General features: G+C 64.2%; 22 protein-coding genes. 8 read left to right on the top strand and 14 right to left on the bottom strand.

The window, feature by feature from the left end:
* Positions 1-129: 129 nt before the first annotated feature.
* The 4 genes from L979_RS10520 to L979_RS10505 all read right to left on the bottom strand — a co-directional run bounded on the left by L979_RS10520 (position 130) and on the right by L979_RS10505 (position 3,861).
* Positions 130-1,092, bottom strand: a complete 963-nt coding sequence (locus L979_RS10520) for a S9 family peptidase (protein WP_052209796.1) — start codon at positions 1,090-1,092, stop codon at positions 130-132.
* Positions 1,092-2,042 carry a S9 family peptidase gene (locus L979_RS10515; protein WP_052209795.1) on the bottom strand — a complete coding sequence of 317 codons (951 nt, stop codon included), beginning with the start codon at positions 2,040-2,042 and terminating at the stop codon, positions 1,092-1,094. Before L979_RS10515 ends, L979_RS10520 begins: the two co-directional genes overlap by 1 nt.
* Complete coding sequence (locus tag L979_RS10510; protein ID WP_047692160.1) at positions 2,039-2,899, bottom strand: sulfurtransferase; 861 nt, start codon at positions 2,897-2,899, stop codon at positions 2,039-2,041. Before L979_RS10510 ends, L979_RS10515 begins: the two co-directional genes overlap by 4 nt.
* A gap of 62 nt (positions 2,900-2,961) precedes the next feature.
* Positions 2,962-3,861 (bottom strand): ArgP/LysG family DNA-binding transcriptional regulator, encoded by a 900-nt coding sequence (locus tag L979_RS10505; protein WP_047692167.1) that lies wholly within the window; start codon positions 3,859-3,861, stop codon positions 2,962-2,964.
* A 172-nt stretch (positions 3,862-4,033) separates the two neighbouring features.
* Between L979_RS10505 and L979_RS10500 the strand changes: the two genes are divergently transcribed.
* The 7 genes from L979_RS10500 (at position 4,034) to L979_RS10475 (ending at position 10,472) form a co-directional block, all read left to right on the top strand.
* On the top strand, positions 4,034-4,630 hold the full coding sequence (locus L979_RS10500; protein WP_231559504.1) for a DUF421 domain-containing protein: 597 nt from the start codon (positions 4,034-4,036) through the stop codon (positions 4,628-4,630).
* A 122-nt stretch (positions 4,631-4,752) separates the two neighbouring features.
* The gene (locus L979_RS10495; RefSeq protein WP_052209792.1) at positions 4,753-6,255 is read left to right on the top strand and encodes a hypothetical protein; all 1,503 of its coding nucleotides are present in this window, start codon (positions 4,753-4,755) and stop codon (positions 6,253-6,255) included.
* 39 nt (positions 6,256-6,294) lie between these two features.
* Positions 6,295-6,543 (top strand): hypothetical protein, encoded by a 249-nt coding sequence (locus tag L979_RS16770; protein WP_231559503.1) that lies wholly within the window; start codon positions 6,295-6,297, stop codon positions 6,541-6,543.
* Positions 6,544-6,652: 109 nt separating this feature from the next.
* Positions 6,653-7,258 carry a LysE/ArgO family amino acid transporter gene (locus tag L979_RS10490; RefSeq protein WP_231559502.1) on the top strand — a complete coding sequence of 202 codons (606 nt, stop codon included), beginning with the start codon at positions 6,653-6,655 and terminating at the stop codon, positions 7,256-7,258.
* Between the two features lie 43 nt (positions 7,259-7,301).
* Positions 7,302-7,805 carry a YciI family protein gene (locus L979_RS14720; protein ID WP_052209790.1) on the top strand — a complete coding sequence of 168 codons (504 nt, stop codon included), beginning with the start codon at positions 7,302-7,304 and terminating at the stop codon, positions 7,803-7,805.
* Positions 7,806-8,079: 274 nt separating this feature from the next.
* Entirely contained in the window at positions 8,080-9,042 is a 963-nt protein-coding gene (locus L979_RS10480; protein WP_047692163.1) for an intradiol ring-cleavage dioxygenase, read from the top strand.
* Positions 9,043-9,233: 191 nt separating this feature from the next.
* Positions 9,234-10,472, top strand: coding sequence for a benzoate/H(+) symporter BenE family transporter (locus tag L979_RS10475; RefSeq protein ID WP_231559501.1), 1,239 nt, complete (start codon positions 9,234-9,236; stop codon positions 10,470-10,472).
* 104 nt (positions 10,473-10,576) lie between these two features.
* Here the strand turns inward: L979_RS10475 and L979_RS10470 are convergent, their stop codons facing one another.
* The 8 genes from L979_RS10470 to L979_RS10440 form a co-directional block, all read right to left on the bottom strand.
* Positions 10,577-11,761 (bottom strand): globin domain-containing protein, encoded by a 1,185-nt coding sequence (locus L979_RS10470; RefSeq protein ID WP_047692158.1) that lies wholly within the window; start codon positions 11,759-11,761, stop codon positions 10,577-10,579.
* Between the two features lie 149 nt (positions 11,762-11,910).
* Positions 11,911-13,302 (bottom strand): FtsX-like permease family protein, encoded by a 1,392-nt coding sequence (locus L979_RS10465; protein ID WP_047692157.1) that lies wholly within the window; start codon positions 13,300-13,302, stop codon positions 11,911-11,913.
* Entirely contained in the window at positions 13,299-14,075 is a 777-nt protein-coding gene (locus tag L979_RS10460; RefSeq protein ID WP_052209789.1) for an ABC transporter ATP-binding protein, read from the bottom strand. Before L979_RS10460 ends, L979_RS10465 begins: the two co-directional genes overlap by 4 nt.
* Positions 14,076-14,210: 135 nt before the next feature.
* A complete protein-coding gene (locus tag L979_RS15105) occupies positions 14,211-14,420 on the bottom strand; it encodes a hypothetical protein (protein ID WP_156125549.1) in 210 nt (69 codons plus the stop codon).
* A 34-nt stretch (positions 14,421-14,454) separates the two neighbouring features.
* Positions 14,455-15,231: a maleylacetate reductase gene (locus L979_RS10450; RefSeq protein ID WP_231559500.1), complete on the bottom strand. Its 777-nt coding sequence runs from the start codon at positions 15,229-15,231 to the stop codon at positions 14,455-14,457.
* 6 nt (positions 15,232-15,237) lie between these two features.
* The gene (locus L979_RS16765; protein ID WP_231559499.1) at positions 15,238-15,420 is read right to left on the bottom strand and encodes a hypothetical protein; all 183 of its coding nucleotides are present in this window, start codon (positions 15,418-15,420) and stop codon (positions 15,238-15,240) included.
* A gap of 266 nt (positions 15,421-15,686) precedes the next feature.
* Positions 15,687-16,517, bottom strand: a complete 831-nt coding sequence (locus L979_RS10445) for a rhomboid family intramembrane serine protease (RefSeq protein ID WP_052209788.1) — start codon at positions 16,515-16,517, stop codon at positions 15,687-15,689.
* A 136-nt stretch (positions 16,518-16,653) separates the two neighbouring features.
* The gene (locus L979_RS10440; RefSeq protein WP_047692155.1) at positions 16,654-17,196 is read right to left on the bottom strand and encodes a peptidylprolyl isomerase; all 543 of its coding nucleotides are present in this window, start codon (positions 17,194-17,196) and stop codon (positions 16,654-16,656) included.
* A 213-nt stretch (positions 17,197-17,409) separates the two neighbouring features.
* Between L979_RS10440 and L979_RS10435 the strand changes: the two genes are divergently transcribed.
* The gene (locus L979_RS10435; protein WP_047692154.1) at positions 17,410-18,252 is read left to right on the top strand and encodes a hypothetical protein; all 843 of its coding nucleotides are present in this window, start codon (positions 17,410-17,412) and stop codon (positions 18,250-18,252) included.
* A gap of 601 nt (positions 18,253-18,853) precedes the next feature.
* On the opposite strand, the gene L979_RS10430 is transcribed toward L979_RS10435, so the two are convergent.
* Positions 18,854-19,054 carry a hypothetical protein gene (locus tag L979_RS10430; protein WP_047692153.1) on the bottom strand — a complete coding sequence of 67 codons (201 nt, stop codon included), beginning with the start codon at positions 19,052-19,054 and terminating at the stop codon, positions 18,854-18,856.
* 396 nt (positions 19,055-19,450) lie between these two features.
* Positions 19,451-19,651, bottom strand: coding sequence for a hypothetical protein (locus L979_RS15920; protein WP_156125548.1), 201 nt, complete (start codon positions 19,649-19,651; stop codon positions 19,451-19,453).
* Positions 19,652-19,917 lie beyond the last annotated feature (266 nt).

The raw sequence follows: 19,917 nt of genomic DNA, 5'->3' as shown, positions 1-19,917 counted from the left end.
CATCGGCGGCGGGCTCACTCACCCCCACCTCAGGTAGGAAGAGCCGGTTTCACAACTGCCGCAAGCCCACGTCAGCTTGGTACGCCATCAGCACGTGATGGCGTACCAAACTGTCACCGGCTTTCACACTCAGCGGTTGCCCGTGCCCACACTGGCCAGGCACACCTCACGGGCCACGGCCCATGCGCGGTGATGGATGTCCACCCAGTCGTTGTGCTCCACCCCGTCCATCAGCACCACTCGTCCTGCGTTGCCAGTGTTTGCGTGCTTGCTGATGTAGTCCCGCAGCGTGGAAACCGGCACCACTGTGTCTGCCTTGCCGTGCAGCACGTTGACCGGGATGTCCATGGGCAACCGGTCAATCGGTGACAGTGCCCTGTAAAGCTCGGGTAGCTCCTCCGGACGACCACCCATCACGTCCACCACCCATTGGTCGTTGTCCTCGTTCACGGCTTTCTCAAAGTCCAGGACCCCCGCCAACGGGGTGGTGCTGCGGACACTCAGGCGGGCGTCGTCGTGCGGGTTGCGGCCACCAGGCATGGAGGCGGGAAGCTGGTCACGGGCCGCCACCCAGGCGGCCAGGTGCCCACCGGCACTGTGGCCCGTCAGATGCACCCGGTCCAGGTCAGGGCGGAAATCTGCGTGTTCCCCCAGCCTGGCCACATGGTCCAGGGCATCGGAGACGTCCTGGAAGGTCATGGGCCAACCACCCGGTGACGGGGTCCCGCGGTAGGTAGGTAGCCACACCGCCACCCCGTAACGGGCAAGGTCACGGGCGGCGGCCTCACAGTAAAGGGGCCCTGACTTGTCCGTCCATCCTCCGCCGTGGATGAACATGATCACGGGGTAGGTGGGTTGCGGATCTGCACCACTCCAATGCTGTGGGTCCGGCAGGAACAGCTGCCCGGTCTGACGTTCTGGGTCCGCACCCCATTGGATCCAGGTTTCAGCGGGCGTACCGGCGCGCGGACGCCCGGCCACCACACGGGCATTGGCGGAACCGGTGCCCATGACCGAGCTGCCGGCCAACCCGGTTCCGGCCAGGCCCACCAGGGCGCCGAGTGTGATCAGGGTGCGCCGCGTCAGCCTCATCAGCGGTTGCCCACACAGTCCAGGAAAGCCATGCGTGCCTGCGCCCACGGTTCCCCCAGGACGTCAGACCAGTCGTCGTGGCCGATCCCTGGCAGCACCTCCACCATTCCGGGGTTTCCCGTGGCCTCCAAGTCGTCCAAGAAGCCTTGGACCGCTTCCAGCGGTATGACCTCATCGGCTGAACCGTGCAGGGCATTGACCGGGATCTCCAGGGGTAGGCGGTCGGCGGGGGAGGCCCAGTCGTAACGCTGTGGATCCTCCTGCGGTGTGACCCCACCCATCAGGTCGCGCACAAGGTTTCCACCATCCAGTTCCTCCGCCAGGGCAAGGTCGTAGAGTCCCGCCATGGAGGTCACGCTGCGGGCGTTGATGCCGGGATCCGCCCCCGGGGCACCGCTGGGCAGCTTGTTACGAGTGGCCGCCCACGTGGCCAAATGACCCCCGGCACTGTGTCCCAGCAGGTGAACCTGCTCCAGATCCGGGGTGAAGCGCCCAAGATCGGCCAGTTGCGGTACATAGTCCACGGCATCGGAGACGTCCTGGAACGTCTCCGGCCAGCCACCGGGACCTTGCAGCCCGCGGTAGGTGGGGACCCACACGGCCAGGCCATAGCGCGCAAGGTCAATGGCAATATCAGCCATGTAGCTGGGGTCTGAGGTGTCACTCCACGATCCTCCGTGGATCACCACGGCCACCGGGTAGGTGGGGGTCAAGGACCCACCGGACCAGGCAGCAGGGTCCGGTACAAAAAGCCATCCCGTCTGACGTTGATCGTCCTGGCCCCAGGTCACCCGACCCCGATCCACGGGTTCCCCTGCACGCCGGTGGCCGGCCACCACACGCGCCACGGCACTTCTGCTGGGCACCGGGGTGGTCACCGTCAGTGCCACGGCCCCGCCCACCACAAGGCTGCCCGCACCCCGCAGGAGGTTTCGGCGTGTGACTGTCATGGGCCGGTGATCACGGGGCGCTGAGCGGGATCGCGGTCCTCACGCCCCCAGTCAGACCATGAGCCGTCGTAGACCGTGACGTCCTTGGCCCCTGCCACCACAGCGGCCAGTGCGCCCACACAGGCTGTGATCCCGGAACCGCAGCTGAAGGCCATGCGCTCACGGTTGGCCCCGGCCTCCATGAACTTGCCCTGGAGCTCTTCGCGGCTCAGCAGGTGCCCGTCCGGCGCCAGATCCGTGAACGGCACGTTGACCGAACCAGGCATGTGCCCACCGCGCATTCCCTCCCGGGGCTCAGGTGCCGTGCCCTGGAACCGGCCGGCACTGCGCACATCAACGACGACGTCCGTGGGGTTCTGCAGCCGGGCCGCCACCTCGGCGTCGTCAATGAATGCGCCGTCGGCAATGGAGACAACCGGTGCCGGCACGGACTGAGGTGTCAAAGCCAGTGGCCCCTCCGGGTGACCGGCGGCCAACCACGCGGGGAGACCACCGTCCAGGACGTACGGACATCCCACTCCGGCGGCCCGCAGCATCCACCAGGCACGGGCGGAGGAAAACATTCCGGCACGGTCATATGCCACCACCACGGAGTCCTGGCCGATGCCCAAGGCCCCGAGCCGCTGCGCAAAGTCACCGGCGGCCGGCATGGTGTGGGGCAGCTGCGCGTCTGCGGACATCTCCCCGTCAAGGTCGAATCGGCGAGCGCCAGGGATCCCTGTGTCCGCTCCGCGGTGGTCCATGGCGGAGGCGTCAACCACCACCACACGGTCCAGATTGGCGGCCAACCAGTTGACGTCAACGGTGGGACCGGCCGGAAGATCCAGGGACGTGGTGTGCTCAGAGACGGTGGTCATGGCACCGATCATTCCATCAGCACAGGTCTGGTGCCGTGCGCCATTGCTGGGGTGGTGGGTTCTCAGAGGTGTTGCCGTGCATGTTCCCGGATGCTGTGCTCCAGCCGGTCCAGGGCGGGCAACGGGGTTTTCCAGCGTTGCAGGTACAACGTCACGGTTTCATCCGTCAGCCCGGGCACGCGGGCGAATGCGGAATCCACTGCGGCAAACGGTGAATCGGCCATCTGCAGTTGTGGGACCATGCCCCAGCCCAGGCCGTCAGCCACCGCGCGGATGAAAGCTTCTGAGGACGGCACCCGGTGTTGGGGTGCGTTGCTCCCGCCGGGAACATTGCGCAGTTGGGAGTCCTGGAGGTCGTCCTTGTGGTTGAACACCACCACAGGCGTGCGGCTCAAATCCATGTGGGAGCCCAAACTCTCCAGCAGGACCGGGCTGATGCAGGGCTCGTAGACCATCCGGCCCAGTGGGATGCTGCGGCATCCGGTCACGGTGCGCTCCGAGGTCGTGATGGCCGCAGCCACTGCCCCTGCCTGGAGCAGCTTGCGGGAATGGTCCTGGTCCTCCACGCTCAAGCGCATCAGCACTGGTGGCCGGCCGGTCACGGTGGACGGTCCACCCAACTGGGCCATGACCGGGCGGAACCAGGTGGCCAGGGAATCCGCATTCACCGCCACGGGCAATTGCCACGGGGCGGTCTGCGGGTCGTCACCGCCCTCCGTGACTCCCAAGTGCTCCAAGGTGTCTGCGTGCAGAGCCAGGACCTGCCGGGCCAATCGCAGGACTTCTTGACCCGGCTCCGTCAACTGCACGGGCACCACCCGCTGCACCAGGACGTGACCGGTCTGGGCCTCCAGCGCCTTGATGCGTTGGCTCACCGCGGGTGCCGTGATGTGCAACTGGGCAGCCGCGCGGTCAAAAGTCCCCAGGTCCACCACCGCGGCCAGGGTGCGCAGTTGTTCCATGTCCACCGTGAACTCCCTCCGTGTTGCCTGGAGAACTGGACGAAGCCCCGCAACAGTCGCACACTACTACCGCCACTGCAGGCCACCGGCGGAGTCGCAAGCTCAACCGGTGGTCACCGCAGCGCACCAGGACCAACAACCGCTTGGCCCACAAGACACAAAGAGGGCCACAGTGGTAGCCGAGACCTGGGCTGCCGTCTGGGCGGATCTGATGACAATTCAGATTCCAGCCGCGGACAAAATCATCCGCACAGTGGTGGTTTACCTGTTCATCGCTCTGTTGATCCGGGTGGCCGGCAAGCGCCTCATGGCCCAGATGAACTCCCTGGACCTGGTGGTTTTCCTGTTGCTCTCCAACGTGGTCCAGAACGCGATCATCGGCCCGGACAATTCACTGCTGGGTGGACTGATGGGCGCAGTTGTCCTGGTGCTGACCAACTTCCTGCTGGAACGTGCCACTCACCGATCGCCTGCCCTGAGCCGCCTCCTGGAGGGGCCGTCCACGCAGTTGGTCACGGACGGGAGCCTGGACCGCGGGGCCATGCTCCGCCTTGGTCTCAGCCGCCAGGAGGTCGATGCCGCACTGCGCCATCAAGGTGCAGACACCCTCACGGAGGTGCAATCGGCCACCCTCTCCCCTGGAGGTGGCGTGGTGGTGACCCTGCGGCCTGAAGACCAGAACGCCAGCATCGGCGACCTTGAACGTGCCGTGGCTCAGCTGAACAGCAAACTGGACCAGCTGCTCATCCAGCAGGGGCGTGCATCATGACCACCGCGCGCAGTGCCCGCGCAGCATCCTGGTTCCTGGAGGGCAGCCGACCGTCGGCGGCCTACGTGGGGCCGCACCAACGCCCTGACCGCACGGAACAAACGCATCCGTGGTGAAAGGTCATGTGCCCGACCGGCGTGGACTACTTCTCCACCCTGGGCTACCAGCCAAGCATCGCCATTCTGGCAGCAGGTCTGATCTCCCCCTTGGCCACGCTGGTCCTGGTGGCGGTGACCCTGCTGGGGGCGCTGCCCGTCTACCGGTGGGTGGCCGCGGTCTCCCCACGCGGGGCCGGCTCCATCCACATGCTGGAACGCCTGCTGCCGCGGTGGACGGGCAAGATCACGGTGTTGGTGCTGCTGGGTTTCACCTGCACGGACTTCATCATCACCATCACTTTGTCCTCCGCAGATGCGGCCGTTCACATGGTGGAGAATCCGTATCTGCCGGACACGGCTTCCCAGTGGCAGTTCTGGATCACCATTGGGTTGTTGCTGCTGCTGGCGGCGGTGTTCCTGGGCGGGTTCTCGGAAGCCATCCGCGTTGCCCTGTTCCTGGTTCCCTTCTACCTGGCCGTCAACCTGGTGGTGATCGTGGCCGGTGGAGTGCAACTGTTCCAGCACCCGGACCTGCTGGGTTCCTGGTGGTCTGCGGCTATGGCCTCGCATGCCTCACCGTGGGCCGCAGTCGTCGTCGCCCTGCTGGTGTTCCCCAAGCTGGCCCTGGGGCTGTCCGGTTTTGAAACCGGGGTGACCGTGATGCCGCAGCTCAGCGGCTCGGCCGGGCACCGCACAGGAAACCGGGGCAAGCACCCGGGCCGTCGGCTGCCGGGTGCCATGTCAACCGGCACCCGCGCCAAGGTGGTGGGCTCCCACCGTCTGCTGACGGTTCCGGCAGGCATCATGGCGTTCTTCCTGATGACCTCCTCCGTGGTGTGCACGGTGCTGATCCCGCAGGACGCTTTTGCAGAAGGTGGCCCCGCCAACGGACGCGCACTGGCCTATTTGGCCCACCAGATGTTGGGTGAAGGTTTTGGCACGGTCTATGACATCTCCACGGTGCTGATCCTCTGGTTTGCAGGTGCCTCCGCCATGGCCGGCATGCTCAACCTGATTCCCCGCTATCTGCCGCGCTACGGCATGGCCCCGGAATGGACCCGTGCCACCCGCCCCCTGGTGGTGGCGGTGCTGCTGGCTGGCTTGGTGGTGGCCTGGATCTTTGACGCCAACGTGGATGCCCAGGGCAATGCTTATGCCACAGGTGTGCTGGCCCTGATCACCTCAGCCGCGGTGGCGGTGACTCTGTCTGCCCGGGCGCATGGCCGCCCCCGGACCGCCCTGGCCTTTGCCGCTGTGGCACTGGTGTTCATCTACACGTTCGTGGACAACATCATCACCCGCCCGGATGGTCTGCACATCGCCCTGGTGTTCGTGGCCGTGCTGCTCACCATTTCCTTCGCCTCCCGCGTGTGGCGGGCTTCCGAACCCCGGGTGGACACCGTGACCTGGGACCAGCAGGCCCTGAGCTGGGTGCATGAAGCGGTGGGCCTGTCCGTGCGCCTGATTGCGCAGAAGCCGGAGGGCACCAGCGCCGGTGACTACTCGGAGAAGCTGCTGGACGAGTAGCGATGGCACGGCCTGATCGAAGGCCCAGAGGTGCTGTTTGTGGAGGTCCACGTCCGCGACCCATCCGATTTTGAGGACAAACTGCGCGTGACCGCCAAGCACGTGGATGGCCACCGGATGTTGCACGTGGACGGGTCATCCGTGGCCACCTGTTTGACCGCGCTGTCCCTGGACATTGGCGAGCGCACGGGCCAGGTACCCCACGTCTACCTGGAGTGGTCTGAAGGAGAGGTCCTGCGCCGGGCCATTCACGACGACGACGCCCGCCCCGTGGTGCACGTGATGTGATGCCTTGCCGGGCTTCTGAGCCACCATGCCGCGCTCATTAAGCTCAGCTTTTGAAGGCAAAGAATCTTTAGCTGTACCGCAGTTTGATGCGGGCGTAAGTTCTTGGCCCATGGGAATTTTCTTCACCGGCATGTTGGCAGGCCTGGCCTTGATCGTGGCCATCGGCGCTCAGAACGCGTGGGTTCTGCGGCAAGGCATTCGACGGGAGCACGTGGCGATCGTCGTCGCGGTGTGTGCGCTGGCCGATGCCCTGTTGATCACGGTGGGAACACTGGGGATCGGGACGCTGGTGGAGCGCTTTCCCGGTGTGCTGGTGGCCCTGCGGTGGGGTGGTGCGGCCTACTTGATCTGGTTTGCAGTCCAGTCCTTCCGTTCGGCCTTTTCCGATCAGTCGCTGAACCAGGCAGATGCCCCCGCTGCCACCAAGTCAGCGGGACGCGTGCTGGCCACCACCCTGGCCCTGACTTTCCTGAACCCGCACGTCTACCTGGACACCGTGGTCATGCTGGGCAACTTGGCCAATCAGCAGGGAGATCTGCGGTGGATGTTCTCAGCGGGTGCGGCCACCGGTTCGGTGGTGTGGTTCTCCGTCCTGGGCATTGGCGCCCGGGCCCTGGCGCGGCCGTTGAACCGGCCAGGGACGTGGAAGGTGATTGACGTCGGCGTGGGTGTGGTCATGCTGCTCATTGCCGCCAAGCTGGTCTTCATGGGCTGAGCGCACCCAAAGCTCTGTCGGAGCCCTCCCGCATGATGAGGGCATGAATCAACACGCTGATCCCCTGGCACCTGTGGAACGCACCTGGGAGGGCCTGGTCTTTGCCTGGCTCAGCGTGGACGGGTTCATTGCGCGGGCAGATCACGACATCGCCTGGCTGGAGGATCTGCCCGCAGCCCCGCATGCCCCGGCACAGGCGCACCCCCAGATCCCGGACTTTGACGATGTCCTGGCCACCTGCGACCACATGGTCATGGGCCGCGCCACCTATCAGAAGGTGCGCAGTATGGGCTTCTGGCCCTATGAACCGCTGCAGGTGATCGTGTTGAGCTCCACCCTGCCGGAAGATCGGGCCGATGGAGTTCTGGTGGTGGATGCCTCCGGCGCTGAGCCGGTGATCATCCCGGGCACCGCCAGCGGTGCGCAGATCCAGCTGGGTGGTTTCTGGATCCTGGAGGCAGCTGACAAGAGCGAGGCTCTGGATCTGGGTGCTCAGGCCTCCGCAGCCTGCCACCAGCCGGTGGAGGTCCGCCAGATGCAGGGCTGAGCGCCCGTCTCGGACCTGTCAGATTATGGGGACGTACGGTTTCAGCCCTGAAACCGTACGTCCCCCCATGATCTGGAACACCTATGACGCTGCACAGGGCGGGCACAGGTTGACCCCGCGTCAGCCACAGAGTGCAGCCATAGCTTGAGGATCAACACGGCCCCCGGCCTGGACCAACAGGACCGGAGGTGACCAACAATCCTCAGGAGCTCAACCCATGCTGTTCGGCAAGAAGACCCCGGAAACCACCTACCGCGATCCGTTTGGGATCCAGATGCACATGGTGGACGGCAAGCACGTCTATGAAGGCCGTGAGCTGCCCCGCCAGGATGACGAGGTGGTGGATCAAGGCCTGGGCTTTGACCTCCAGACTCTGGTCAACCGCCGCAGCGTGGTGTCCGTGATGGGCCTGGGTGCCGTGTCCCTGGGGTTGGCCGCTTGCGCCCCGAACTCGGGGGACTCGGCGTCGTCGTCGGCTTCTGCCACCGGCTCTGCGAGCGCAACGGCGGAGACCATTGAGGTGGACTCAGAGATCCCGGATGAGACTGCAGGCCCTTACCCCGGTGACGGCTCCAACGGCGCGGACGTGCTGGAACAGTCCGGTGTGGTGCGCAGTGACATCCGCTCCAGCTTCAACGGGGCCAGCGGTACGGCTGAGGGTGTGCCCATGACCCTGGAGCTGACCATTGCGGACATGGCTAACGGCAACAATCCCATGACCGGAGCAGCCGTGTACGTGTGGCACTGCAACCGGGACGGCGAGTACTCCATGTACTCGGAAAACGTTGTGGACCAGAACTACCTGCGCGGCGTTCAGGTGGTGGATGGTCAGGGCAAGGTCACCTTCACCAGCATTTTCCCGGCCTGCTACTCCGGACGCTGGCCGCACATCCACTTTGAGGTCTACCCGGACCAGGCCTCCATCACGGACTCCACCAACGCCATTGCCACCTCCCAGGTTGCCCTGCCGCAGGACGTCTGTGACACGGTCTATGCCACCTCCGGTTATGAATCCTCGGTCACCAATCTGGCGCAGCTTTCCCTGGACACGGACAACGTCTTCGGCGACGACGGCGGGGCCAGCCAGTTGGCCACCGTGACCGGTTCCGTGAGCTCCGGCTACAAGGTGGCCCTGACCGCAGGCGTGGACACCAACACCGAGCCCACGGGTGGATCCATGCCGGCTGGCGGCGGCGGTCCCATGGGTGGCGCTCCGGCAGGTGCACCCGGGGCCTGAGTCCTGTTGCACGTCAGCCCCTGGACAGTGTCTGGAATCCATCTGATTCCTGACACTGTCCAGGGGCTTTGCATATGAATGAGGTTCCGGGGTTTGCCGGGCCGAACCCGGGTCAAGACTGGGGCTGAACGGGCTTCCACCTGGGCGCACCGTCTGATGAACTACCCCAAACGAGTCCAAGGAGGGGTGTGGTGTTGCGATCCCACGAGCCCGTCCTGGAACGCCCCGGGGTGAAACCGGCAGGCCCCCGCGCAGTGCTGCGGGACTGGTCACCCACTTACGGCGTCAACGGATTGATCGGTCTGGTGTTCTCCGCCTCCGGCCCCATTGCGGTCACCTTGGCCGTGGGAGCAACGGGCGGATTGACCGCTGCCGAACTTGCCTCCTGGGTGTTCGGAATCTTTCTGTCCGCAGGCCTTGCCACGTTGGTGATGTCCCTGCTCTACCGCCAGCCGTTCGGGTTTGCATGGTCCATCCCCGGCACCGTGCTACTGGGACCGTCTCTGCAGCACCTCAGTTTTGCCCAGGTGGTGGGGGCATTTTTCACCTGCGGTGTGCTGGTCATGGCATTGGGTGCCACTGGCGTGGTGCGCCGGGCCATGGCGGTGATTCCCATGCCCATCATCATGGCCATGGTGGCAGCGGTGTTCCTGCGCTTCGGCACGGACATTGTGGCCGCCTCAACGGATGCCCCCGGTATTGCGTTGCCCATGGTGGCAGCATTTGTGGTGTTCTCAGCCGTGCCGGTCCTGGGCCGGTGCGTGCCTCCCGTGTTGGCCACGTTGGTGGTGGGGGTGGCTGCGGTGGTGCTCAGCGGTCAGTTCCGATTCGACCCCGCAGGGCCGGTCACCGCTCAACCGATGTTCACCGTCCCGGAGTTCACCCTCTCCGCACAGTTGGAACTGGTGATCCCTCTGGCCATCACGGTCCTGGTGGTCCAGAACGGGCAGGGCATTGCGGTTCTGCGTGCTGCCGGGCATCAACCACCCATCAACATGTTTGCCGTGACTTCAGGGGCTTTCTCCCTGGTGAATGCCTCCGTGGGTGCCGTCAGCGCCTGCGTCACGGGGCCCACCAACGCGTTGCTGACCGCCTCCGGTGAACGCCACCGCCAGTACACGGCGGCCGTGACGTACGGAGTGTTGTCCCTGATCTGCGCGGTGTTCGCCCCGGCGTTCACCCGCTTCATGTTGGCCACCCCGGAGGCCTTCATCCTGACCCTGGGCGGCCTGGCCATGATCAGAGCTCTGCAGAACGCGTTTGTGGGGGCGTTCTCCAAGCAGTTCACCTTTGGCGCCCTGATCACGTTTGTGGTGACCGTCTCCGGGCTGAACCTGTTCAACATCCACGCAGCGTTCTGGGGGATTGTGATCGGTTACGTGGTGTCCCGGTTGATGGAACCCGCAGACCACCTGGGTCTGCGCAACTGAACAGTCCCAACCACGCCCCATGGACCGCTGCGTAGCGAGTTCTGCCGCCCATCAGAGCTGATGGACGGCAGAACTCACTGCTCAATCGGCTGGATCCGCTGGGGTCAGGCCTTCTGGGTGCGTGCGGCGTCGTCGTGCAGCATCCACATGTCCGGGCCAAAGATCTCGTACCGGATGTTCTGACCGGGCACACCGGCATCCACCAGGGCGGAACGGGCCTCCTGCATGAACTCCAGGCGCCCGCACAGGTAGACGTGGGAGTCCGGGGAGACACCCAGGGCGGAGAAATCCGGGCGGCCGGTGTGCTCCCCCTCCTCCGACTTGGTGGTCCAGCGCTCCAAGGTGCCGTTGGCCAGCTTGGACATGGCCTCGGTCTGCTCCGCCAGCAGCGGGGCGTCGGCATCTGTGGGGTCAACACGAATGGCACGCACCTCACGGGTGGAGCCATCGGCAGCCAGCTTGTCCAGGAAGGCCACCATGGGGGTCACGCCAATGCCCGCGGAGAGGAACACCAGGGGCGCTTCCGAATCCGTGAGCACCACGTCCCCGTACGGGTTGGAGAGGGGCAGTTCGGCACCAACCTCCAGGGCGTGCAGCACAGGGCTGACCTCTCCGTCCATGTCCTTCTTGACCGCAATCCGGCGTGCACCCTCCGGACCGGGGATCAGTGTGAACTGACGCGGCTGGTCAACGCCGTCGGACATCCGCGTCTGCAGGCTCACGTACTGGCCGGCAACGGCGGGGGTCTGCGGGGTGTCATCGGCCGGTTCAAAGGTCAGCACCACGGTGTCCCCACCGGTCTCCGTGCGCTCGGCCAGACGGTAGGGCGCAAACATGACGTCGTTGGCCTGGCTGGCGTAGAGCCCGCGCTCCAACTTCAACAGGGCCTCAGCCATGAGCCAGTAGACCTCATCCCAGGCCTCAGCGATCTCCGGGGTCAAGGCATCCCCAAGGTCAGCGGCAATGGCACCCAGAAGGTGGTCGTGCACAATCGGGTACTGCTCCTCCACAATGCCCAGGGAGGTGTGCTTGTGCGCCACCCGGGAAAGCATCTCGTCCGGGTAGGAGTCCGAGTGGGTCAGCAGGTGCTGGGCAAATGCGATCACAGAACCAGCCAGGGTCAGCGGCTGGGCACCGGATTTCTGGTTGGCGCGGCTGAACACACCGTTGAGCAGCTCCGGGTGGGCATCAAACATGGACTGGTAGAACTTGGGTGCGATCTCCGGCAAGCGCTCCACGATCACCGGCGCGGTGGCCTCGATCAGCGGTTTGGACTTCTCCGAGAGCATGGATCCTTCTTCCTCGGGCTCACACCCGGCGTCTTGGTGACAGGCCGTCATTGGCCAGCCGGATTGGACGCTACGACTCCCCGCCACCCCCCTCCTTGATCATGGTCAAGATTGGTCTCAGTTGCCGTTTTTTGTTGCCCAGGACAGTTTCAGGGCGCTGGAACGGGGGCCGTGCGCACCGTCGTCGTGAGGCTCAGACGCCCCAGGACTGCGGCCAGGAACACCAGCGCAACCCCCACAGCCATGATCACGGCGGTGGCCGTGATGCTCAGTGGGGAGACCACCACGCCCAGTCCCAGCACAGGTGCCTGGATGACGACGGCGGAGCCCACCGCCGTGGTGAGCAGTACCGCCAGGGGCTTGGTCAGCGTGAGGCGGCGAGCGCGGTCCATGGTGTTCAACGGCATGCCCACCAGATCCAGGTTCCGCCAAAGCTGCGCACGATCCGTGACGGAGGCACTGTGGTCGATCAGGACAGCGCAGGCCACCGTGAGGAACCCGTAGAGCACGGTCACCACGGCACCGGTGCGCATGTCAGTGACCAAGTGACCCAGGGTGGGGTCCCCCTCTGCAGTTGAGATCAGGGCCAGGCCCCCACCCACGGTCACGGCCACAAAGCCCAGGAGCACCACGGACTGCAGTTGCCTCCAGGAACCAGCGGGGTCGGCCAGGATCATGCGGGCAGCCACCAGGTGGTGCGCTGAGGGTGCGCGGCGGTGCATCCGTCCGGCGGCCTTGGCCACAAGCCATGGGCCTGCCCAGGTCATGGCCAGCATGGGGAGGCCAAAGATCACAGCACTCAGGGACACGGCCGCCAGGATTTCCGGCAGCCCCACCAAGTGACGCCAGAACACGGCAATCGCCCCCACGGTCAGTGCGGCCACCAGAATGCGCGCCCAGTGCATGGTGGGGACGTTCCTGCGGGTGCGCACAGCCAGAGGTTCAATGGAGATCCGGCGCAGCCCCAGTGCGGAACTCCAGGCAGCCAGACCCACCAACACCGCACCGGCAGCCCACACCGCGTACAGAGGCAATGTCATGACCTGAGTCCCCACACGCTGCCCGTCCACGGAGAGCAGACCCAGCACGGGGATCAGACAGGCGTACAGCAGTCCGCCCACCATCACGCCCACCAATGCCTGCAGCGCGGCGGCCCCCACCACCAGGCACCGCAGCGTCCACCGGGAGGCACCCAACAGCCGCAGTCCAGCCAGCCGGGAGTCCTTGCGGCGGGTGGACATCCTGGCGGCGGCCGAGGCCAAATTGATCAGCGGCAGCGCCAGGATGCACAGCGCCATGGTGGCCAGGGCACGGTAAACCACGGTCATGGTGGGATCCGCGTAGTCCACGGTCCAGTACGTACGCACACCTGCCATCACGGACAGAAGAAGGCCACTCACCAGCGCATATGCCGCCACCGGCATACCCCAGGTACGGTGGTCGCGGGCGGATTTGCGCAGGAACAGGCGCAGCACGGCAGTGGAGACCACCGGTGCTCGGTGGGCCTGAATGGTGGAGTGGGTGCAGGCGCAGGCAGTCATGACCGCACCGTTTCGGCATGGACGTGGGTGGAGGATCCTGCCGTTGCTGAACCGTGGCCGCCGCCAACTGCGTGAGTGTCACCCACGATTTTTCCGTCACGCAAGTGGACCGTGCGTTCGCACTGTTCGGCCACCGTGTGGTCATGGGTGACCAGAACCAGGGTGGCCCCACGCTCACGGGTGGATTCCAACAGGGCGGTGAGAACCTCCGCGGAGGTCACCGAATCCAGGGCGCCGGTGGGCTCGTCCGCAAAGATCACTTCAGGCCCACACACCTGAGCACGCGCAATGGCCACGCGTTGTGCCTGTCCGCCGGAGATCTCCCCCAGCCGGCGTTCTTCCAGTCCTTCCAGTCCCAGGCGCTCAAGCCATGCCGATGCGGACTGGTGGGCGCTGCCACGGTCCACGCCGCACAGCATCAGGGGCAGCGCCACGTTCTCCACCACCGTGAGTTCATCCAGCATGAGCCCGGCTTGGAACACGAATCCAAAGTGCCGCAACCGCAGGTCCGCCCGCGCCTCCGGGCGCATCACATGAACGGGATCCGGGCCGTTGGCATTGTGGAAGTAGATTTCCCCGGACTGCGGGATCTCAATGCCGGCCAGCGCATGCAGCAACGTGGTCTTGCCGGAACCAGAGGGTCCCATGACGGCCAGTGACTGACCGCGCGGGATGGTGATGGACAAGCCGTCCAGTGCCACCGTGGGCCGGGTCCCGGTGGTTGATCCGTAGTGCTGGGTGAGATTCAGGGCTTGAAGGATCGGGTAGGTCATGCACCCAGGATGCGCCGCTCACCCCGTGTTGAACATCAGTCCACAGGATGGTCTCTGACCACCCGTTCTGCCTACTCAGCAGCCTTTTGTGGACTGCGAGGCACCTGGGTCATCCTCCGGAATGACCCACCGCACTCACCAGGATAATCGGCTCATACTCGGGACGTCTCCCGTCAGTGCAGCGCTCATGAGTCGGGTCACCGCACCTTCCGTCACGGGGACCGGGTTCGACGACGGCACGGCACTCATCACCCGCTGCACAGCCTCCGGGATGTCGGTCTCCCTCATGCCCAGATCTGCCAATCGGGTGGGCGCCCCCACCTGGTCCAGGAGTTCCGCCAGCATGATCACGGCAGCATGGGAATCAGGTGCCGGGGCATCAACGTCGTCGTCGTGGTGGGTGCCGGGGCTTGTTGGTGCTCTGGTCGGTGGTGCGGTCCTCGTGAGTGCTGTGGTTGTTGTGGGTCCGGGTCTGTGCCAGAGCGTCGGCCAAGCGCGCGGAGGCCACTGGTGCACCCGGTGCGTTGAGGGCCAGGACGTGAGGCAGGACCACCGCGTGGGTCTGGGCGTGCGGGAGGTTGAAGGCCCCGCCCAGGGTATGGCAGATCTTGTGGTGCAGTCCCGATCCGGCGGAGGCAAAGGACACCGCCTCCAGGTAACACCCATAGAGCGCCTGCTCGCGGGCGGAACGGTCCGCGGGATCCTCCACGATTCCCGGCAATGCTGTGGCCAACGCACGGGCACCCTCCAGGGCCAACGCCTGGTTGATGGGGTCAGCCCGTGGCGCCCACAAGGAGTCCACGCAGTGGGCCAAGGCATTGATGCCGGAGCTCACGGAGATCTCCAGCGGGAGGTTTGCGGAGAGTTCGGAGTCGTAGACCACCGTGGCGGGCAGGACGTGCGGTGCGGGGCCCGTGGTCTTGATGTGGTTCTCGGTGATACCCCACATGTCTGTGGCCTCGGAGCCGGCGTACGTGGTGGGGACGGCAATCAAGGGCAGGTGAGATGTCAAAGCAATCGCTTTGCCCAGGCCAATGGCGGAGCCGCCACCAATGGCCACCAGAAGATCCGCCTGCCCCTCCTGGGCAGCCCCGCGAGCGCGATAGGCAAGCTCCACCGGGACGTGCTGGGCCACCTCTGTCCATCGAACGGACACGCAGTCTCACGGCACCAGACGCAAGCCTGTGGATGCGTCACGTGCACTGGTGATCACCATGACCCTGCGGGCACCCAGGCGTTGGATTTCCTGAACCAGATGTTCGGCCGCCAGTTCGGTGCCGAACACCACCCGTTGCCCCAGGCTGAGGTGGTTGAACACCAGGGGCACACCATCATTTCCGCTCACCAGCGCCGCCATTGCCGTGGTTCTGCTTACTTTCCGCTACATCAACATGTTCAATCTAGCGCCACCGCTGCTGCTGTGGGCCACAACAGTCCCCACCCCGTGCAGAAGGTTATCCACAGGTGTGGAGAACATTGTGCACATCGTGAACCAGGCGCTGAAATTTTCCGAACATCCGCGTGATCTGGCTGTCCACAGGCTTGTTCACACGTGTGGAATTACACGGATGGGAGTTGTCCACCGCTGTGGATGAACCCTGTGGACAGGCCTCATTGCCGGGGAGGCCGAGCGCGCTTGTGCCGAGCCAACAGGACTCCCATGGTTGCCGTGCCGGCCACCAGGCCACCCAGGTGTCCCTGCCATGAAATTCCCGGAACCAGGAACCCAAAGGCCACGTTGATGCCGATCAGCACCAGAATGCTGGTCAGATTCGGTCGATGGTGTTTGGGTCCCCACAGCGTCACGGCCAACACCGCGCCGAACAGGCCAAAGATGGCCCCGGAGGCACCCACCGTGAGCGTGGTGGGTGGGGAGAGCAGGATCACCGCCGCGGATCCACCCAACAGAGAGATTCCGTAGACCAGCAGGAACCGCATCCGGCCCAGTTCCCCTTCCAACATGCGGCCAAAAATCCACAGGGTGTACATGTTCAGGGCCAGGTGCGCGGGATTGGTCATGGAGTGCACAAAGCCGCTGGTCACAATGCGCCAGGGTTCATCAAATGCAACCACCGGAGCCAGGCCCAGCCAGTAGATGGCCTGCACGTTGACCAGCTGCAGCAGCCACATCAGGGCATAGACCGCAACATTTACGCCGATCAAAGACCACGTGACCAGCATGGGATTGCTGTTGGCCAGTTTTCCGCCAAGCGGGGTCCGCACAGTGCGCTGGCCGGCCTGCGTCGATTTCACACACACGGGACAGTGCACACCCACCGCTGCCTGCACCTGGCAGTCCCCGCACGCGGGGCGTCCACACCGTTGGCACCGGACACCGGTGACCCGCTCCGGATGCTGGGCGCACGGCTGCAACGCGGAGAACCCACCCCCGTTCGGCTCCGGCTGCTGCGGGTGGTTTGCGCCGTAGCTGGGCTGATCCATGCCTGGTCCTCACATTGCGCCTGGTGCTCAACACTTCTGGACTCCTGAGCCTAGAGCCGGGCTCTGACAGACGACTGAGGGCCCCGCCATTGGCGGGGCCCTCAGGATCACGCTGAGTGAGCAGCAGCTCAGATGGTCACAGCTGCTCGATGTCGATCGACTCGATCACGCAGTCCTCCACCGGCCGGTCCATGCCACCGGTGGTCACGGTGTTGAGCTCGTCAACCACCTTGCGGGAGGCATCGTCAGCAACTTCACCAAAGATGGTGTGCTTGCCGTTGAGCCACTCGGTGTTGGTGGTGGTGATGAAGAACTGGGAGCCGTTGGTGCCGCGGCCACCGCGCTTACCGGCGTTGGCCATGGCCAGCAGGTAGGGCTTGTTGAACGAAAGCTCGGGGTGAATTTCGTCGTCGAACATGTAACCGGGGCCGCCCACACCCTGGCCCAGGGGGTCGCCGCCCTGGATCATGAAGTCCTTGATGATGCGGTGGAAGATGACGTCCTTGTAGAGGGGACCTTCACCCTTTTCACCGGTCTGAGGGTTGACCCATTCCTGGGAACCGTCAGCCAGGCCGGTGAAGTTCTTCACGGTCTTGGGGGCGTGGTTGCCGAACAGGTTCACCACGATGTCGCCGTGGTTGGTGTGGATGGTCGCCTTGGCAGTTGCGTTAGCAGTCATGGGGCTCAGTATGGCACGTACGGGCCACCCCTTGGCATGCGATGTTGCAGTTGTGAACTCACGACGACGACGCTGCCGGTTCCGTTCAGCGCACAGTGAAAATCCGCGTGTGGAAGCGGTTTCAGGCCGTGTAAGTGCACTGTCGATCGTGCTTGGCAACGGGCATGCCCGTATGCTGGGGCAGGAGACTCGTCACCCTAGGAGGGAGCTTCCATGAGCTTGTTCAAGTCCAAGGCCCAGAAGAAGGCCAAGTCGCAGCAGAACGCCGTCGAAAACCGCATTGTTGACGCCGGTGACTGGATCGCCAAGGAAATTGGCGCCATTGCCCCCGCCCTGCAGAAGGGCGCCAAGTCCGGTGCAGCCACGCTGGCCGGCGGCGTGCACAACGCCGGTCCGTACGTGCAGGACGGCCTGGGCCGCGCACAGGATGCGGCCGGCAAGGCCCGCAAGGGCGCTGCCCCCGCACTGGCTGCCGTGAGCGCTGCCACCGATCAGGCTGTGACCCGCGTGAAGAACACGGACCAGGCTGAGCGTGCTTCCAAGGCTTTCCACGACGGCAAGGACGCCGCATCCGCGCGTTACAACGCCGCCGCAGCCCAGCTGGCCGGCAAGTTCGCCAACGCGGACACCCCGGAGCAGCTGGAAGCCATTGTTGCCCGCCTGACCGGCGACAAGAAGGCTGTGGCCAAGGCACAGAAGGCTGCCGCCAAGGTTGCCAAGGATTACGCCAAGCAGCAGAAAAAGGCTGAGAAGTCCGGCAAGGGATGGCTGATCTTTGGTCTGGTTGTGGCTGGTGCCGTGGCCGGTGCCGCTGCTTTCAAGGCTTCCCGCCCCGTGCAGGATCCCTGGAAGACCCCGGCGTCCACCTCCCCGCGCGTGACCGCATCCCCCGTTGACCCCAACACCACCGTGGCCGCAGGCTCCGGCGTGAAGGTGGACGACGCCAAGGAGGCCTCCTCCCCCGTGGACGCCGCCAAGTCCGTGGCTGAGGATGCCAAGCACACCGCGCAGGACATCAAGGAGCAGATCCAGGGCAAGGACAACAACCAGGCCTGATCTTGCGTTCCTGAGCTGACGCAACAAAACCAGCGGCCCCGCACCTCTTTGTGAGGTGTGGGGCCGCTGGGTTTTGGTGTCTGGGGGCAGCTACCGGTTCTGTGGCGACCGGGCGCCTCCCTCCTTGGCTCACCTTCTGGGATCTTGGCTGCGCTTTTCAGCGCAATAGAACAAGACACTGAAGAGAAGCATGACATCACCAGCAAGCAGGGGCTGCCAGGCCCTCATGTAGATTCCGAGGACCAGAAACACAACGCCAGTCAAGAGCATGTATATCGCGTACACGATGGTTCTTCTTCTCACCAGATGGCCTTTCAATCGCCTCGGTTGGGGGCTTCTGAGTTTGTTCCGGAATCTACACGAAAATCATGCTCCTGCCTTTCGCGCAGCGTACGGATGATGACATCCAGAGCGTTCGCCATTTGAACAGCACCCATCAGTATGAGCGCTCCGAGTGCCGACCAGAATAGGAAACTGCCTTCGCTAGCGACCACTAACACAAGCATGGAGACAACAGCCACAACTCCCACCACTAATGTCGCTATCCAGTTTCTGGGGGCCAGATTACTCAGAAGGTGACTCTATATCATGGGTTCACCTCTTAAGAACTGACCAACGTCACGATTTCCCGGATATTGGTGAGAGTGCAGATAATGGCCATCCCGCATACGCCGATGATGTAATACGGGTACAGTATTTGCGCCTCTTTGGATTTGAACATGTCTCCGTGGCGCACCATCCACAACACGGCCACGACGGCAGCGACACCGGTAATGAGTGAAAATACCAGGTGCATCGTCACGGCCGGTCACCACGATCAGTCCGAGCCTCAGACCTCAGTCGTGCCGAGGCACCAGACGCAACGGCTTCGCCTGCCAGTACCAACCTGCAGCACCCAACTCTCCAACACATACGCAACCACCTACTTAGTGACAACGCGACGGCGGAGCGAGTCGGTGGCCTCACCCGTGGGCGAGGCCACCGGGTGAAGCTGCGACCGCTGCAGCCTTGAGAAGGCTAAAGATACAGGTCAGAACGTATTCTGCCTAGAGGTCCCGAAAGTCGGACTGCACCGTTTCTCGCCTGGCACCAGCACTTGCCACTGTGCACATGAGACCGCTCGCCACGAGTTCCCCTTGCTTTTGCACATAGACCCTGTCGGTGGCGCCGCATCAGCGACTTATCAGAGTCATAGGGTTCACCCACCGGTCAGCAGTGAGGCTGCACCCACAATTCCGATGATGGACAGTCCACCTAATCTGATGATTAGATACGGCCAGAATTCACCCATCATCCTGTGAGCCGCAACGTAGCCCCCTTGGCGAATGGCAAAAAGCGTCACAGCAGATGAAACAGACAGAACAAGAAAGAATGCCGCGAAGACAATATTTTCGGTCATGATTTTCCATCCAGTGGCGAATCCTCAGCGCCTAATTACCAGCTCGAAGGGTATTTCGCGCTGTGTTCTGCGCCTCCAGCCAGGACCTCGTCGACTGTTTCTTGATGTGAACGCCAAAAGATGCTCCCGACATTTACCATCATCAGAATGACGCCTAGACAACCCAACCCTATCCCGACCCACATTCCCGCTGATCCTTTAGGAAACCGTTCAGCAATGCGGGCCTTCACAGCTGAGTGTGGGTAGCGGTTCTCCGCCAGGGGCGA

This window comes from Kocuria sp. ZOR0020, from assembly GCF_000800955.1.
Lineage (GTDB): Bacteria > Actinomycetota > Actinomycetes > Actinomycetales > Micrococcaceae > Kocuria > Kocuria subflava.
This window is presented reverse-complemented; position numbering and strand designations above follow the sequence as displayed.

What these genes read in the sequence shown, in the direction of transcription:
- L979_RS10520 (WP_052209796.1), bottom strand. Translation starts at nt 1,092, where the DNA reads ATGAGGCTGACGCGGCGCACCCTGATCACACTCGGCGCCCTGGTGGGC.
- L979_RS10515 (WP_052209795.1), bottom strand. Translation starts at nt 2,042, where the DNA reads ATGACAGTCACACGCCGAAACCTCCTGCGGGGTGCGGGCAGCCTTGTG.
- L979_RS10510 (WP_047692160.1), bottom strand. Translation starts at nt 2,899, where the DNA reads ATGACCACCGTCTCTGAGCACACCACGTCCCTGGATCTTCCGGCCGGT.
- L979_RS10505 (WP_047692167.1), bottom strand. Translation starts at nt 3,861, where the DNA reads ATGGAACAACTGCGCACCCTGGCCGCGGTGGTGGACCTGGGGACTTTT.
- L979_RS10495 (WP_052209792.1), top strand. Translation starts at nt 4,753, where the DNA reads ATGTGCCCGACCGGCGTGGACTACTTCTCCACCCTGGGCTACCAGCCA.
- L979_RS10490 (WP_231559502.1), top strand. Translation starts at nt 6,653, where the DNA reads ATGGGAATTTTCTTCACCGGCATGTTGGCAGGCCTGGCCTTGATCGTG.
- L979_RS14720 (WP_052209790.1), top strand. Translation starts at nt 7,302, where the DNA reads ATGAATCAACACGCTGATCCCCTGGCACCTGTGGAACGCACCTGGGAG.
- L979_RS10480 (WP_047692163.1), top strand. Translation starts at nt 8,080, where the DNA reads ATGCACATGGTGGACGGCAAGCACGTCTATGAAGGCCGTGAGCTGCCC.
- L979_RS10470 (WP_047692158.1), bottom strand. Translation starts at nt 11,761, where the DNA reads ATGCTCTCGGAGAAGTCCAAACCGCTGATCGAGGCCACCGCGCCGGTG.
- L979_RS10465 (WP_047692157.1), bottom strand. Translation starts at nt 13,302, where the DNA reads ATGACTGCCTGCGCCTGCACCCACTCCACCATTCAGGCCCACCGAGCA.
- L979_RS10460 (WP_052209789.1), bottom strand. Translation starts at nt 14,075, where the DNA reads ATGACCTACCCGATCCTTCAAGCCCTGAATCTCACCCAGCACTACGGA.
- L979_RS15105 (WP_156125549.1), bottom strand. Translation starts at nt 14,420, where the DNA reads ATGCTGGCGGAACTCCTGGACCAGGTGGGGGCGCCCACCCGATTGGCA.
- L979_RS10445 (WP_052209788.1), bottom strand. Translation starts at nt 16,517, where the DNA reads ATGGATCAGCCCAGCTACGGCGCAAACCACCCGCAGCAGCCGGAGCCG.
- L979_RS10440 (WP_047692155.1), bottom strand. Translation starts at nt 17,196, where the DNA reads ATGACTGCTAACGCAACTGCCAAGGCGACCATCCACACCAACCACGGC.
- L979_RS10435 (WP_047692154.1), top strand. Translation starts at nt 17,410, where the DNA reads ATGAGCTTGTTCAAGTCCAAGGCCCAGAAGAAGGCCAAGTCGCAGCAG.
- L979_RS15920 (WP_156125548.1), bottom strand. Translation starts at nt 19,651, where the DNA reads ATGACCGAAAATATTGTCTTCGCGGCATTCTTTCTTGTTCTGTCTGTT.